This window comes from Lysobacter antibioticus HS124, from assembly GCF_000336385.2.
Lineage (GTDB): Bacteria > Pseudomonadota > Gammaproteobacteria > Xanthomonadales > Xanthomonadaceae > Lysobacter > Lysobacter firmicutimachus.
The window spans coordinates 27,285-42,548 of the sequence record NZ_HG424452.1 but is presented as its reverse complement, the minus strand read 5'-3'; the positions used below and the strand labels follow the sequence as shown (position 1 = coordinate 42,548).

The window sequence follows — 15,264 nt, the reverse complement described above, 5'->3', positions numbered from 1 at the left end:
AATGCCGAGGATCAGGCGCCGGCGCCGGCGAGCAGGGCCTGGATTTCGTCGTCCGACAGGCCTTCGAGTCGATCGAGCATGCCGGCCAGGTCCTCGGCGTCGAGGCCGCTCATGCGATGTTCGCTCAGCCATGCGGAAAAGCCGGCGACCGTCGGCGCCTCGAACAGCGCGCGCAGCGTCGCCTGGACGGCGAAACTTTGGTTGATCCGGCTGAGCAAGCGGGTGGCGAGCAGGGAATGGCCGCCGAGCGCGAAGAAGTCGTCTTCGATGCCGACGCGTTCGCGTCCCAGGGTCTCCGCCCACAGCGCCGCCAGCGTTTCTTCTTCGGCGTTGCGCGGCGCGACATAGCGCTCGCCCGCGGCGGCTTCGGCCGCGGCGTCGGGTGCCGGCAGCGCGCGACGGTCGACCTTGCCGTTCGGGGTCAGAGGCATCGCCTCCAGCGCGACCCAGGCGGAAGGCAGCATGTAGTCGGGCAGGCGGCGCTTGGCCAGCGCGCGCAAGGCTTCGACGTCGATGCGCTGGCCGGCCCGGGCGACCGCATAGGCGACCAGCCGTTGGTCGCCGGGGCGGTCCTCGCGGCAGATCGCCACGGCCTGGTGCACCGAGGGATGTTCGGCCAACACCGCTTCGATTTCGCCCAGTTCGATCCGGAAGCCGCGCAGCTTGATCTGGTGATCGATACGGCCAAGCACTTCCAGGCGACCGTCGCGGCGCCAGCGGGCGAGGTCGCCGGTGCGGTACAGGCGTGCGCCGGGGGTCGCGCCGAACGGATCGGGTACGAACTTTTCCGCGGTCAGCTGCGGTCGGCCCAGATAGCCGCGGGCCACGCCGAGGCCGCCGATCAACAGCTCGCCGGGCACGCCGGCCGGCACCGGCCGCAGGGCGCGGTCGACGACGTAGATCTGGGTGTTGGCCATCGGCCGGCCGACGCAGATCGCGCCGTCGGAGCGCACGCGTTCCAGTGCCGACCACACCGTGGTTTCGGTGGGCCCGTACAGATTCCACAACTGCGCGCCGTCGGCGAGCAGGCGGTCGGCGAGTTCGCGCGGCAGCGCCTCGCCCCCGCACAGCAGGCGCAGGCCGGCGGGCGCGCGCCAACCGGCGTCGAGCAGCATGCGCCAGGTCGCCGGCGTGGCCTGCATCACCGTGCTGCGCGAGCTTTCCAGAAGTCGCGCCAGGGCCAGGCCATCGGTGGCGGTTTCGCGGTCGGCGAGCACGATGCGCGCGCCGACACTGAGCGGCAGCAGCAGTTCGAGCACGGCGATGTCGAACGACAAGGTGGTCACCGCGCACAGCGCGTCGCCGCGGTCCAGGCCGGGTTCGCGCGCGACCGAGGCGAGGAAATTGAGCGCGGCACGGTGCGGAATCTGCACGCCCTTGGGCCGCCCGGTCGAGCCGGAGGTGAAAATGACGTAAGCCAGGTCGTCGGCCTGCGGCGCGCCCGCCGGGCGGCCTTCGCCGGGTGCGGCGAGCGCGTCTTCCAGCGCCAGCGTCGCCTGCGCGGACGGCAGCCGGGCGAGCAGCTCGCGTTCGCCCAGCACCGTCCGCATCGCCGCGTCTTCGAGCATGAAGCCCAGCCGCTCCGCCGGGTAGGCGGGGTCCATCGGCACGTAGGCGGCGCCGGCTTTGAGCGTGCCGAGCAGCGCCGCGAGCATGCGCGGGGTGCGTTCGACCAGCAGCCCGACCAGGTCGCCGCGGCCGATGCCGCGCGCGGCCAGGGCGCGCGCGACCGCATCGGCCTGGGCGTCGAGCTGGGCATAGCTCAAGCGGATGTCGCCCTGCTCGACCGCGATCGCCTGCGGCCGCTGCGCGGCCTGGGCTTCGAACGCGGTGTGCAGCGCCTGCTGCGGCAAGTCCAGCGCGGTGTCGTTGTTGGCGTACAGCAGCCGCTCGCGTTCGTCGGCGTCGAGAATCTCCAGCTCGCCGATCCGGCGCTGCGGTTCGGCCACCGCCGAACGCAATAGCTGCACGAAATGCCGCGCGAACGCGGCGATGGTGGCGTGATCGAACAGCGCGCTGGCGTATTCGAAGAACAAGCGCAGCTCGCCGGCGTCCTCGCTCGCGAACAGCGACAGATCGGTGCGCGCGGTGCCCTGATTGACTGCGTCGAAGCTGACCGAGCGCAGTTCCAGCTCCGCGGTCGGCGCGGCCCCGGCGGGGAAGTTCTGGAAGAACAGCATGACCTGGAACAGCGGTGTATGGCTGAGCGCGCGGTCGAGGTCGAGGCTCTCGATCAGGCGCTCGATCGGCAGGTCCTGATGCGAGAACGCGCCGATCGTGCCGTCCTTCACCCGCGCGAGCAGCTCGGCGAAGCTCGGATCGCCGGACAGGTCGTGGCGCATCGCCAGGGTGTTGATGAAGAAGCCGATCATCGGCTCCAGCTCCGGCCGGCCGCGGTTGGCCAGGCCGACGCCGCAGATCTGGTCGGTTTGGCCGCTGTAGCGCATCAGCAGGGTCTGGAACGCGGCCAGTACGACCATGAACGGCGTCGCGCCGTGCTCGCGGGCAAGCTGCTTGACCTGCTCGTAAAGCCCGGCGGGGACCGTTTCGCGCAAGGCCGCGCCGGCGTAATCCTGGCGCGCCGGCCGCGGACGGTCGCCGGGCAGCTCCAACACGGGCAGGCGGCCGGCCAGGCGCTGGGTCCAATAGTCGAGTTGCGGCTGCAGCTTGCCGCGCTCGGACTCCTCGCGCTGCCACAGCGCGTAGTCGGCGTACTGCAAGGCCGGCTCGGGCAACGGCGAGGCCGCGTTCTGCGCATAAGCCGCGTACAGCTGCTGCAACTCGTCGAGCAGGATGCCCAGCGACCAGCCGTCGACGACGATGTGGTGGGCGTTGAGCACCAACAGGCGGCGCTGATCTTCGACCTGGATCAGCGTCGCCCGGAACATCGGGCCCCGCGCCAGATCGAAGGGCCGCGCGGCCTCGGCGCGGCCGCGTTCGAACGCGGCCGCCTCGCGCGCCGATGCCGGCAGCCCGCGCAGATCCTCCTGCGCCAGCGGTACCGGCGCAGGATCCAGCACCTGCTGGCAAGGACCCTCGCTGTCGGCCTGGATCACTGTGCGCAGGCTTTCGTGGCGGCGCACGATCTCGTCGAGCGCGCGCTGCAGCGCCGCCTGGTCGAGGCGGCCCTCGACCCACAGGCTCATCGGCACGTTGTACACCGGCGAACCGGGTTCGAACTGATCGAGGATCCACAGCCGCTGCTGGGCGAACGACAGCGGCAGCCGCGCCGGCCGCTCGCGGCGAACCAGCGCGTTGCGCGCGGCGGCCTGGCGCCGGCCGAGCTGCAGCAGCAGCGCGCGCTTTTCCGGCGATAGGGCCGCCAGGCGAGGGTCGAGCTCGTTCACGACCGCGCTCCGCCATCCAGTTGCGCAGCGGCTTCCTCGTCGCTGAGCCCTTCCAGGCTGGCGAGCAGGGCATCGAGGTCCTCGTCGGCGAAATCGTCGCGCGCCACGGCCACGCGCGCCGCCAACTGCTCCAGTGTCGGCGCCTCGAACAGCGTGCGCAACGGCAACTCGACGCCGAAGCTCTGGTCGATGCGCGCCAGCAGCCGGGTAGCCAACAGCGAATGTCCGCCGAGGTCGAAGAAGTTGTCGCGGACCCGCACCCGGCGCACGTTGAGCAACTGCTGCCACAACTCGACCAGGGTCTGCTCCTCGGGCGTGCGCGGCTCGCCGCCGGCGTCGTCGTCGTTGCTGGCGACGTCTTCCGGCATCGGCAGCGCGCGCCGGTCGACCTTGCCGTTCGGCGTCAGCGGGAACTGCTCCAGGATCACGAACGCGCTCGGCACCATGTAGTCGGGCAGGGCGGCTTTGAGGTGATCGCGCAGTGCGTCGGGCGTCGGCGCGGTGCCGTCGGCGGTGACATAGGCGACCAGGCGCTTGTCGCCGGGGCGGTCTTCGCGACAGTGGACTACGGCCTGGCTGACATCGGCGCGCTGGGCCAGCACCGACTCGATTTCGCCCAGTTCGATGCGGAAGCCGCGCAGCTTGATCTGATGATCGATGCGGCCGATCACCTCGATCGTGCCGTCGCGCCGCCACAGCGCCAGGTCGCCGGTACGGTACAGGCGCGCGCCGGGGACCGACGAGAACGGATCGGCGATGAACTTCTCTTCGGTCAGGTCGGGTCGGCCGCGATAGCCTGCGGCGAGACCGTCGCCGCCGATCAGCAGTTCGCCCGGCACGCCGACCGGTTGCAGGTTCATGCGCGCGTCGACGATATGGATCTGGGTGTTGTCGACCGGCCTGCCGACCAGGATCGGCCCCTCGCCCGGGAACACCCGGCACAGCGCCGAGTACACCGTGGTTTCGGTCGGCCCGTAAAGATTCCACAGCTCGCCGCAGCACGGCAGCAGACGATCGGCCAGCTCGCGCGGCAGCGCTTCGCCGGTGGAGATGATCTTCAGCTCGGCGTTGCCGCGCCAACCCACTTCCAGCAGCATGCGCCAGGTCGCCGGCGTCGCCTGCATCACGTCCAACTGCGCGGCTTCGATCAGGCGGCGCAGGCCGAGGCCGTCGCGCGCGGTGTCGCGGTCGACCAGCACGATGGTCGCGCCGACAGTCAGCGGCAGCACCAGCTCGAACAGAGCGATGTCGAACGACAGCGTGCTGATCGCGCACAGCGTCTGGCCGGCGGCCAGGCCCGGTTCGCGGGCGACCGAGCGCAGCAGGTTGACCGCGGACCGATTGCGGATCTCCACGCCCTTGGGCTTGCCGGTCGAACCGGAAGTGAAGATCACATAGGCCAGGTCCTGCGGCGACGCGCCGTCGGCCGGCGCGCGCTCGGCGCGTTCGTCGAGCGCCGCATCCGCATCGGCCAGCACCACGGTTTCTACTCCGCCCGGCGGCGTCGCGGCGAGCTCGCGCTGGGTCACCAGCACCCGCGCGGCCGAGGTTTCGAGCATGTAGCTCAGGCGATCGGCCGGATAGGTCGGGTCCAGCGGCACGTAGGCGCCGCCGGCCTTGAGAATGCCGAGCAGGCCGATGAGCATTTCCGGCGTGCGGTCGACGTACAGCCCGACCAGCGAACCGGCGACGACACCGGCCGCGCGCAGTTCGTGGGCGAGCGCGTTGGCGCGTCGGTCGAGTTCGCGGTAGCTCAGTTCGCGCGCGCCGAAGCGCAGCGCGACCGCATCCGGCGAACGCTCCACCTGTGCTTGCACCAGCGCGGCCAGCGTCGGATCGGCCGGCAGTTCGCGCCCGGTGTCGTTCCAGCGCGCCAGTTCCTCGCGTTCCTCGGCGCCGATCAGGCGCAGCGCGTGCACCGGCGTTTGCGGCGCCTCCAGCGCGTGATCGAGCAGATTCAGCAAGTGATCGGTCAGTCGCTCGATGCGCGGCGCGTCGAACAGGTCGGTGCTGTATTCGAACACCAGTTCACGGCGCGCGTCCTGGGTCACGAACAGGCTCAGGTCGCCCTGCGCGGTGCCCGGCATCAGCTCGACGGTGTGCACCGGATCGGTGCGCAGGCCGCTGAGTTCGATCGGGTGCTCGGGATAATTCTGGAAGAAGTACATCGCTTGCGCGAACGGCGTGTGGCTGCTCGATCGCGGCAGGCGCAGCAGTTCCAGCACGCGGTCCAACGGCGCGTCGGCGTTGTCCATCGCGCCGAGCATGCCGTCGCCGACGCGGTCGACCAGTTCGGCGAAGCTGGGCTCGCCGTCCAGCCGCGTGCGCAGCGCGAGGGTGTTGACGAAGAAACCGACCACCGGTTCGAGCTCGACCCGCTGCCGGCCGGCCACGCCCATCGCCACGGTGATGTCGTCCTGGCCGGTGTAGCGCGACAGCAGCGCCTGGTACGCGGCCATGTAGACCATCGACACGGTGGCCTTGCGCTCGCGGGCGAAACGCTCGACGCGCTGGTTGATCGCGTCGGGAATGTGTCGCCGGTGCAGCGCACCGCGGAAGCTCTGCGCGGCCGGGCGCGGGCGATCGGCGGGCAGGTCCAGCGACGTGGCCGCGCCGGTCAGGCGCTGTTGCCAGTAGTCGAGCTGGCCTTGCAGTCCGTCGCCGCCGAAGGTTTCGTTCTGCCACAGGGCGATGTCGGCCAGTTGCAGCTCCAGCGGCTCCAGCGCGGCGTCGCGGCCTTCGCGGCGTGCGTTGTACAGCAGTTGCAGTTCGTCCAGCAGTCGGCCGATCGACCAGCCGTCGATGGCGATGTGGTGAAAGGTCAGCACCAGCAGATGCGATTGCGGCGCGAGTTCGACCAGGTGCGCACGCAGCATCGCGTCGCCGGCGAGGTCGAAGGATTGGCCGATCTCCTCGCGCGCGATCCGCAACGCCGCTGCCTGTCGGCCTTGTTCATCGACGTGCGCGACCGAACTGTCGCGCCACGGTAGCGCGATACGCTCGAGGATGCGCTGGTACGGATCGCCGTCGTGAGTGCGATACACCGTACGCAGCACTTCATGGCGATCGAGCAAGGCTTGCAACGATGCACGCAAGGCCTGCGCATCGAGTTCGCCGTGCAGCCACAACGCAACCGGCAGGTTGTAGGCGGTCAAGCCGGGACTGAATTGGTCCAGCCACCACAGCCGACGCTGGCCGAAGCTGAGCGGTATGCGCTCGGGCCTGCTGCGTGCGGTGATCCTGTTCTGGCCGGCGCGCTGGCGGGCGGCGATCTGGCGCAATAGCTCTCGCTTCGCCGGGGACAGCCCCGCGATGCGGTCATCGATCTCGTTCATCAACCCCTTCCTTGTGACGACTCCATTCGGCCGACCAGTCCCGTCGGCTCCCTTATGGCATCCAGCGCTCGCAAACCTTGAGATGCAGTTGCGCGCGACCCCCAGTCGCTTGCATCCTTGGCATGCCGTCGGCGGTGCCCCCTGATCTCTATCCTATCCACATAACGGGATCCGGGCGCAAAGCGGACCACATCGATTGCCGGGTCGTCCAGTGCCTGGCGGGGAGATCGACGTGAAGACGGGCCAACGCAGCGATGTATCCGCCGGACGGGATGTCCGGTTCTCGAATTCCGCTGCGTAGAGGGAGTTTCCAGGAGTTTCACAGCCGGGGGGCAATGCATGGAATGGCAGTTCTGGCACCACGAAAGACACCACGCGGGCACATCGCCCGCAGGGTGAACGCCGTGGCCAATGCAGAGTTTTTAACCGATCTAATCGCGTTTTCGGCGCGGATTGGCGCAGAGCCTTTGCTTGTTCAGGGGGGCGGCGGCAATACCTCGCTCAAGCGCGGCGACGACTTGTGGGTGAAGGCGTCCGGCACTTGGCTCGCGCATGCGCGCGAGCGCGAGCTGTTCGTGCGCCTGCCTTTGTCGCAAGTGCGTGCTGCGTTGCGGCACGACGATGCCGAAGCGCGCATCGTCGATATCGCGCGCGGTCTGCCGTTGCGGCCGTCGATCGAAACCTCGCTGCATGCGCTGCTGCCGCATCGTGTGGTCGCCCACGTGCATTCGGTGAATGCGCTGGCCTGGGCGGTGCGCAAAGATGCACAGGAACGCATGCGGTCGCTGTTAACCGACCTGAATTGGGCGTGGGTGCCGTATCGCCGGCCCGGACATCCCTTGACGCGCGCTGTCGCCGCTGCCATCGACGCGCGCGCGCCCGACGTGCCGGACGTGCTGGTGTTGGCCAACCACGGCCTGGTGGTCGGCGGCGAGGATTGCGCGCAGGTCGCCGCGCGGCTGGAGGCGGTGGAGCGCCGGCTGCTGCGGGCGCAACGCCTTGCGCCGCCATCGCAGCCTGAGCGACTGCGCGCTGCCAATGATCTGGCCTGGCAGCCGCCGTCGGAACCGCTGGCGCATGCGCTGGCGACCGATGCGATCGCCCGCCGCATCGCCGCGGACGGCGTGTTGTATCCCGATCACGCGGTGTTTCTCGGCGCCCGCGCGGCCGTGGTCGGCGCCGGCGAACGTTTGTCGCAGGCGGTCGAGCGCTGTTTGCGCGAATGCGGCGCGATGCCGGCGTTCGCGCTGGTCGAAGACGCCGGCGTGCTGGTCGCGCCAGAATCGTCGACCGGGGCGCAGGCGATGCTGCATTGCCTGGCGTTGCTGGCCTTGCGCCTGAACGGCGACGAACCGCTGGCGCGGCTGGATGCGGACGAGGTCGCCGCGCTGGTCGACTGGGATGCCGAGGCCTACCGACGCGCTTTGGCGCGTTCGATGAACTGAACGGACCGATCGCAACGAACTCTCCACGGAAGGACAGCATGCAAATCGTCGTACCCATGTCGGGATTCGGAGAGCGCTTTCGCCGCGCCGGCTACCGCGTGCCCAAGCCGCTGATCGAAGTCGACGGCAAGCCGATCATCGCCCATGTCGTCGATCTGTTTCCGGGCGAGACCGAGTTCGTGTTCGTGTGCAACCGCGACCATCTCGGCGAACCGGCGTACCGGATGGCCGAGATCCTGCAGGAGCATTGTCCCAGCGGCCGCATCGTCGCCATCGCGCCGCACAAGCTGGGGCCGGTCAATGCGGTGCTGCAGGCGATCGATGCGATCGATCCGGCCCCGCCGACCCTGGTCAACTACTGCGACTTCTCCTGCAGCTGGGACTACGCCGATTTCAAGGACTTCGTCGCCGCCAGCGGTTGCGACGGCGCGATCCCGTGCTACACCGGCTTCCATCCGCACATGATGGGGTCGACCAACTACGCCTATGTGCGCAGCGAACGCGGGCGGGTGCTGGATATCCAGGAAAAACGCCCGTACACCGACCGGCCGCAGAGCGAGTTCGCTTCCAGCGGCAGCTATTACTTCGCTTCCGGAGCGCTGATGCGCGATGCGTTCGAGCGCACCATGGCGCGGCCGGACCTGGAACTGGGCGGCGAGCGCTACGTCAGCCTGGCCTACAAGCCCCTGCTCGAGGACGGCCGGCGCATCGCCGTGTACGAGCTCAACCACTTCATGCAGTGGGGCACGCCGCAGGACCTGGAGGAGTATCGCTATTGGTCGGACGCGTTCCGCCGTCTGGGCGATCCCGCACGCGAGCCGCCACCGCGCCAGCGCGGGGCGGTAATGGTGCCGATGGCCGGCTTGGGCTCGCGCTTCGCCCAAGCGGGCTACGACGAGCCCAAGCCGCTGATCGAGGTCTCCGGCGAGCCGATGGTGGTGCAGGCGGCGCGCGACCTGCCCGAGCCGGGGCGGCGCGTGTTCGTCCAGCGCCGCGACCTGCCCGGGCGCGAACGGGTGGCGCAGACGCTGCGCGAGCGCTTTCCCGATTGCGCCCTGGTCGACCTGGAGCAGGTCACCGACGGCCAGGCGCGCACCTGCCTGCAGGGCTTGGACGGCATCGATCCGCAGCAGCCGCTGACGATCGGCGCCTGCGACAACGGCGCATTGTTCGATCCGCAGGCGCTGGCCGGTCTGCTCGGCGGAGACGGCGGCGCCGACGTGCTGGTCTGGGTCGCGCGCGGCTATCCCGGTGCGGCCCGGCGACCTCAGCACTACGGCTGGGTCGACGAGGCCGAGGGCCGGGTAAAGGCCGTCTCGGTCAAAAAGCCGCTGGCCGACCCGGCGCGCGATCCGATCGTGCTCGGCACTTTCAGTTTCCGCCGCGCCGGCGATTTCGTCGCCGCGGCCGAGGCCATGATCGCCCGCGACGGACGCGTGAACGGCGAGTTCTACATCGACGAGTGCATCAACGATGCGATCGCGATGGGGCTGTCGTGCCGCGTGTTCGAAGTGTCGCACTACCTGTGCTGGGGCACGCCGGACGACCTGCGCACGTACGAGTACTGGCAGTCCTGCTTCCACAAATGGCCGACGCATCCGTATCGGCTGGAGCGCGACCCTCGCGTGGCCGAGCATGCGCGCGCCGGGCTGGAAAATCGCTATCGCATGCGCCGGCCGGAGCGCGCCTCGTGGTGAACGCGACCGCCGCCGCCGGGTTCGGGCGCCTGCGCGGCGAACTGCTGCGCTTCGTGTTGGTCGGCGGAACGTCCGCGGCGATCACTTTCTCGATCTACCGCGGGCTGATGCTGTCCGGCGCTTCGCCGCACCCGGCGCTGGCGCTGGGCTTCGTCGCTGGCACGGTATTCAGCTTCTTCGCCAATCGCTTGTTCACCTTCAATCTGGCCGTCCCGATGCGGCGCGGCGAGGTGTTGCGGTTCGTGCTTGTCTACGCCACCGCGCTGGGCGCCCACGTCGGCGTCAACGCGCTGATGCTGGCCTGGCTGGGCCGGGGCGAGGTCGGCATCGCGGTGTCGTTCGCGATCGCTACCTGTGTGTCTACCGCGACGACCTTCGCCGGCATGAAATGGTTCGCCTTCGCCGGCGACGCGCCTCCGCCCGCCGCGACCCCGGCGCGCTCCGGGCATGACCCGGTCGCCGGCGTCGCTGTGGCGCGCCCGCGCTTGTCGCTGGTGATTCCCTGCTACAACGAATCGGCCAACCTGCCCTTGCTGGTGCAGCGCCTGCGCGAGAGTTTTCTCGACGAGCGCAGCGAAGTGATCCTGGTCGACAACGGATCGACCGACGACTCGCCGGCGGTGTTGGCGGCCCTGCTGGACGGGCAGGCGCGCATTCGCAGCCTGCGGGTCGAGCGCAATCAGGGCTATGGCTACGGCATCCTCGCCGGACTGGAGGCTGCGCAGGGCGAACTGCTGGGCTGGACTCATGCCGATCTGCAGACCGATCCGGTCGACGCCCTGCGTGGGCTGGAATTGTTCGCGTCCGGTGCCGAAGCGTGTTTCGTCAAAGGCCGTCGTTACGGTCGGCCGGCGGGCGATGCGATCTTCACCGTCGGCATGTCGCTGTTCGAGACCGTGCTGCTCGGCCGGCCGATGTGGGACATCAACGCCCAGCCGACCCTGTTCCCACGCGACTTCTTCCGGCGCTGGAACGATCCGCCGCACGACTTCGCCCTGGATCTGTACGCCTACCACCAGGCGCGGCGGTGCGGCCTGGACGTGCGTCGCTTCCCGGTACGGTTCGGCCCGCGCGCGCACGGCCGCTCGCACTGGAACGTCGACTGGCGCGCCAAGCTGCGCTTCATCCGCCGCACCGTCGACTTCAGCTGGCGCTTGCGCCGCGGACTCGGCGCGCGCTGACCCTCTCGCTATCGGATACCGCCATGTTCCTGCCGAGCACCTATTTCCCGACCCACGAAGAAAACCGCTTCGCCAACGAGGGCGATGTCGGCCGCGCGCGCGAGTTCTTCCTCAAGCATCGGCCGCGCAACCTCGAATTCCTGCTGCGCAAGCGCTACGAGTGGATGAACGCCTACATCCAGCCGGGGCAGCGGGTGGTCGAGTTCGGCGCCGGTTCGGGGCTGAGCAAGGAATTCATCCGCCACGACAACTTCCGCCTGACCGACGTCGAGCCGCGGCCGTGGGTCGACGACGTCGCCGACGCGATGGACCCGCCGCAGGCCGACGGCTCCATCGACGTAGCGGTGTTCAGCCACATGATTCATCACCTGCCCAACCCGGTGCGCTTTTTCGAGGGTATCCAGCGCAAGCTGGCGCCGGGCGGGCTGATCCTGATCCAGGAGCTCAATACCTGCTTCCTGTTGCGCCTGGCGCTGCGGGCGATGCGCCACGAGGGCTGGTCCTACGACGTCGACGTGTTCGACCCGGACGTGGTGGCCAACGACCCGCGCGACCCCTGGTCGGCGAACTGCGCGATCCCACAGCTGCTGTTCCGCGACGAGGCCGAGTTCCGCCGCCGACTGCCGGGCCTGACGATCGAGCGCAACGAGCTCAACGAGTGTTTCGTGTTCCTGGTCTCCGGCGGCGTGGTGGTGCAGGCCAAGACCGTCGAGCTGCCGGAGTTCGCGCTCAAGGCCATCGACGCCGCGGACCGCCTGCTGGTCGGGCTGCTGCCGTCGGTGTTCGCGATGGGCCGCTCGATCGTGTTGCGCAAGGCGGCGAACGCATGATCCTGGTGCGCCACCGCCGCAATACTCTGGCCGAGCTGCGCGCGACCGCGCCCGAGCTCGGCGTCGAGCTGGACCTGCGCAGCCGCGGCGATGAGCTGATCGTGCATCACGACGCCTTCGTCGAGGGCGAGCGCTTCCAGGACTGGCTGGCCGGCTACCGCCATCGGCTGCTGATTCTCAACGTGAAGGAGGAAGGACTGGAGGAGCGGCTGATCGCGCTGATGCGCGCGCACGGCATCGAGGACTACTTCTTTCTCGATCAGTCGTTCCCGTTCCTGATCCGCACCGCACGCAACGGCGAGCGCCGCTGCGCGGTGCGGGTATCGGAGTTCGAGTCGATCGATACCGCGCTGAGTCTGGCCGGACGCATCGACTGGGTCTGGGTCGACTGCTTCAGCCGCTTCCCGCTCGACGGCGCACAAGCGCGGCGCTTGCGCGAAGCCGGCCTGCGCCTGTGCCTGGTGTCGCCGGAACTGCAGGGGCGCGAAGCGGCGAGCGAGATCCCGGCGCTGCGCACCCTGCTGGCGCGCGAAGGCATCGTCGCCGATGCGGTCTGCACCAAGGAACCGGATCTTTGGCGATGAGCGCGCAGCGGATCTGGCACGACCCGGTGTTCCGATGGGGGCTGGCGTTCAAGCTGGCGCTGGCGGCCTTGCTGGTGCCGCAGATCCAGCAGGCCTGGTTCGTGCCGTTCGTGCGCCACGCGCTGCTGCAACCGGCCTGGGACCCGTGGTCGGCGTTTCTCGCCGACGGCGGCGAGGCGATGGCCTACCCCTACGGACCGGTGATGCTGCTGGCCCACATGCCCGGCACTGCGCTGGGCCTGCTGGCCGATGCGGCGCTGGGCTCGGCCTATGCCAGCGGCCTGGGGTTCCGGCTCGGCCTGCTCGGCGCCGACCTGTGCGCGCTGGCGTTGCTGGCGCGGCTGTGGCCGGAGCGGCCGCGGCAACTGCTGTGGCTGTACTGGTGGTCGCCGATCGTGCTGTACGTGACGTACTGGAACGGCCAGACCGACATCGTGCCGATCGCGCTGTTGCTGGGGTCGTTGCTGCAGTTGCGCCGCTACCGCGCCGGCGCCAGCGGTGCGGCCCTGGCGCTGGCGGTGGCGGCCAAGCTCAGCATGTTGTTGGCGGCGCCGTTCTTCGCCATCTACCTGTGGCGCAACAAACGCCTGCGCAGCCTGCTGCGGCCGTTCGCGCTCGCCGCCGTCGCCACCGCAGCGGTGCTGTTGCTGCCCTGGCTGGGGTCGTCCGGTTTTGTGCGCATGGTGCTGGGTACGCCGGAATCGCTGCGCGTATTCGACCTGGCCTTGCCGCTGGGCCAGGACCTGCGCCTGTACCTGACGCCGCTGCTGTACCTGCTGGCGGCCTACGGCCTGTGGCGGCTGCGGCGGATCAACTTCGACTTGCTGGTCGCCGCGACCGGGCTGTCGTTCTTCCTGGTGGTGCTGGCGACGCCGGCGCCGCCGGGCTGGTACCTGTGGCTGGTGCCGTTCCTGGTCGCGCACCAGTTGCGCAGCGACCGCAGTGCGCGAGTGTTGACCGCGGCGTTCTCCCTGTTGCTGATCGGCATGCACCTGATCGACTCCAGCGGCGCCTCCGCGCCCTGGCTGGGCTGGGATCCCGCGCCGGCGATCGCCGCTGTGGCCGGGCGCATCAGCCCTCATCTTCATTCGCTGGCCTACACCGGCCTGGTCGCGGCCGGCTTGGTGCTGCTGGTGCAGATGCTGCGCGAGCGCATCGCCCGCAACGACTACTACCGGATCGCGCAGAAGCCGGTCACGCTCGGCATCGCCGGCGACTCGGGTTCGGGCAAGGACACCCTCAGCCGCGCCCTGGCCGGAATCTTCGGCGAACACTCGGTGGTGCACGTGTCCGGCGACGACTATCACGTCTGGGACCGCTTCGAACCGATGTGGAAGGGCCTGACCCACCTGGACCCGCGCGCCAACGACCTGCAGCGCTTCAACAACGACGTGCTCGCGTTGATGGACGGCAAGCCGATCCTGTGCCGCCACTACGACCACGGCGCCGGCCGCTTCACCGCGCCGACCCGGATCGACAAGAACGACGTCGTGATCGCTTCGGGTCTGCATGCGCTGCACATGCAGCGCTTGCGCGAACGCTTCGACGTGGCGATCTTCCTCGACATCGACGAAGACCTGCGCCGGGCCTGGAAGATCCACCGCGATGTCGGCCAGCGCGGCCATGCCCTGCAGCAGGTGCTGAACTCGATCGAGCGGCGCATGCTGGATTCGCGCCAGCACATCCACCCGCAGCGCGCCGCCGCCGGACTGGTGCTGCGGCTGATGCCGGTCAACGCGCAGCAACTGGAATCCGCGCCGTCGCCGGACCAGGTGCGATTGAAGCTGGTCGCGCTGATCCGCAACGGCACCTCGCACGAGCGCATGGCGCGGATCCTGATCGGCATCTGCGGCCTGCACCTGGACGTGCAGACCGCCGAGGACGGCGGCGAGGTCGAAATGAGCATCGAGGGCGACGTCGCCGCCGAAGACATCGCCATGGCCGCGCGCGCGTTGGTGCCGGGCCTGGAGGAAATGCTGGACATCCAGCCGCGCTGGGAGGACGGCATGAGTGGGATCATGCAATTGCTGGTGCTGATCCAGATCGAGGAATCGTTGAAGAGCCGGATACGATGAGCCTGAGAATCCACAATTCGCAAAAGGTGATGCGCGCGCCGCAGGCGATCATCTTCGATACCGACAACACCCTGTACGCCTACGAGCATCCGCATGCGCAGGCGTTGGCGGCCACCGAGCGCAAGGCGGTGCGCCTGCTCGGGGTCGGCCAGGAGGAGGTGCGCGACGCGTTCGCGCGCGCCCGCGAGGAGGTCAAGCGCCAACTCGGCAAGACCGCCAGCTCGCACAGTCGCTTGCTTTACTTCCAGCGCGGCATCGAGATCCTCGGGCGCAAGACCCAGCTGGTGATCACCCTGGATCTCGAGCAGACCTACTGGCGCACCTTCCTTTCGCATTGCGAGCTGTTCCCGGGCGTGCGTGACTTCCTGCTCGCGTTGCGCCGCAACGGCATAGGCACGGCGATCATCACCGACCTGACCTCGCAGATTCAGTTCCGCAAGATCATCTACTTCGGCCTGGACGATTGCTTCGACTACGTCGTCACCTCCGAGGAAGCCGGTGCCGACAAGCCGGAAGCGGCGCCGTTCCGCCTGGCGATCGACAAGCTCGGGCTGGACCCGAGCCGGATATGGATGATCGGCGACCACCCGGTCAACGACGTCGCCGGCGCGCGCAACTTCGGCTTGGGCACGCTGCTGCGGGTGGATCGCGGCCGCGACGGCGCTTCCACCGGCTGCGACGTCGAATTCGACGATTTCAACGAGCTGCACCGCTATTTCTTCTCCGGCAAGGTCGACGGAGTGGGCAAGAACTGATCGAAGCGCCGCGCG

General features: G+C 69.1%; 9 protein-coding genes. 7 read left to right on the top strand and 2 right to left on the bottom strand.

Annotated elements, in window-relative coordinates:
- Window positions 1–11: 11 nt before the first annotated feature.
- Both TX83_RS03365 and TX83_RS03360 read right to left on the bottom strand, forming a co-directional pair.
- Window positions 12–3,347: a non-ribosomal peptide synthetase gene (locus TX83_RS03365; protein WP_064746519.1), complete on the bottom strand. Its 3,336-nt coding sequence runs from the start codon at window positions 3,345–3,347 to the stop codon at window positions 12–14.
- Window positions 3,344–6,682, bottom strand: coding sequence for a non-ribosomal peptide synthetase (locus TX83_RS03360; protein ID WP_064746518.1), 3,339 nt, complete (start codon window positions 6,680–6,682; stop codon window positions 3,344–3,346). Before TX83_RS03360 ends, TX83_RS03365 begins: the two co-directional genes overlap by 4 nt.
- A gap of 254 nt (window positions 6,683–6,936) precedes the next feature.
- On the opposite strand from TX83_RS03360, the gene TX83_RS03355 reads away from it, so the two are divergent.
- Genes TX83_RS03355 through TX83_RS03325 form a run of 7 tightly spaced genes read left to right on the top strand, consistent with a single transcriptional unit; the run spans window position 6,937 to window position 15,249 of the window.
- A complete protein-coding gene (locus TX83_RS03355) occupies window positions 6,937–8,127 on the top strand; it encodes a class II aldolase/adducin family protein (RefSeq protein WP_222423710.1) in 1,191 nt (396 codons plus the stop codon).
- A gap of 38 nt (window positions 8,128–8,165) precedes the next feature.
- The gene (locus TX83_RS03350) at window positions 8,166–9,824 is read left to right on the top strand and encodes an NTP transferase domain-containing protein (protein ID WP_064746516.1); all 1,659 of its coding nucleotides are present in this window, start codon (window positions 8,166–8,168) and stop codon (window positions 9,822–9,824) included.
- A complete protein-coding gene (locus TX83_RS03345) occupies window positions 9,821–11,005 on the top strand; it encodes a glycosyltransferase (protein WP_186442506.1) in 1,185 nt (394 codons plus the stop codon). Before TX83_RS03350 ends, TX83_RS03345 begins: the two co-directional genes overlap by 4 nt.
- 23 nt (window positions 11,006–11,028) lie before the next feature.
- Window positions 11,029–11,835: a class I SAM-dependent methyltransferase gene (locus TX83_RS03340; protein WP_064746515.1), complete on the top strand. Its 807-nt coding sequence runs from the start codon at window positions 11,029–11,031 to the stop codon at window positions 11,833–11,835.
- The gene (locus TX83_RS03335) at window positions 11,832–12,419 is read left to right on the top strand and encodes a phosphatidylinositol-specific phospholipase C/glycerophosphodiester phosphodiesterase family protein (RefSeq protein ID WP_064746514.1); all 588 of its coding nucleotides are present in this window, start codon (window positions 11,832–11,834) and stop codon (window positions 12,417–12,419) included. The genes TX83_RS03340 and TX83_RS03335 overlap by 4 nt, the downstream gene beginning before the upstream one ends.
- Window positions 12,416–14,494, top strand: a complete 2,079-nt coding sequence (locus TX83_RS03330; protein ID WP_064746513.1) for a hypothetical protein — start codon at window positions 12,416–12,418, stop codon at window positions 14,492–14,494. Before TX83_RS03335 ends, TX83_RS03330 begins: the two co-directional genes overlap by 4 nt.
- The gene (locus tag TX83_RS03325) at window positions 14,491–15,249 is read left to right on the top strand and encodes an HAD family hydrolase (protein WP_064746512.1); all 759 of its coding nucleotides are present in this window, start codon (window positions 14,491–14,493) and stop codon (window positions 15,247–15,249) included. Before TX83_RS03330 ends, TX83_RS03325 begins: the two co-directional genes overlap by 4 nt.
- Window positions 15,250–15,264 lie beyond the last annotated feature (15 nt).

Coding starts and splice junctions, on each gene's coding strand:
- TX83_RS03355 (WP_222423710.1), top strand. CDS start 6,937: ATGTATCCGCCGGACGGGATGTCCGGTTCTCGAATTCCGCTGCGTAGA.
- TX83_RS03335 (WP_064746514.1), top strand. CDS start 11,832: ATGATCCTGGTGCGCCACCGCCGCAATACTCTGGCCGAGCTGCGCGCG.
- TX83_RS03340 (WP_064746515.1), top strand. CDS start 11,029: ATGTTCCTGCCGAGCACCTATTTCCCGACCCACGAAGAAAACCGCTTC.
- TX83_RS03350 (WP_064746516.1), top strand. CDS start 8,166: ATGCAAATCGTCGTACCCATGTCGGGATTCGGAGAGCGCTTTCGCCGC.
- TX83_RS03325 (WP_064746512.1), top strand. CDS start 14,491: ATGAGCCTGAGAATCCACAATTCGCAAAAGGTGATGCGCGCGCCGCAG.
- TX83_RS03330 (WP_064746513.1), top strand. CDS start 12,416: ATGAGCGCGCAGCGGATCTGGCACGACCCGGTGTTCCGATGGGGGCTG.
- TX83_RS03360 (WP_064746518.1), bottom strand. CDS start 6,682: ATGAACGAGATCGATGACCGCATCGCGGGGCTGTCCCCGGCGAAGCGA.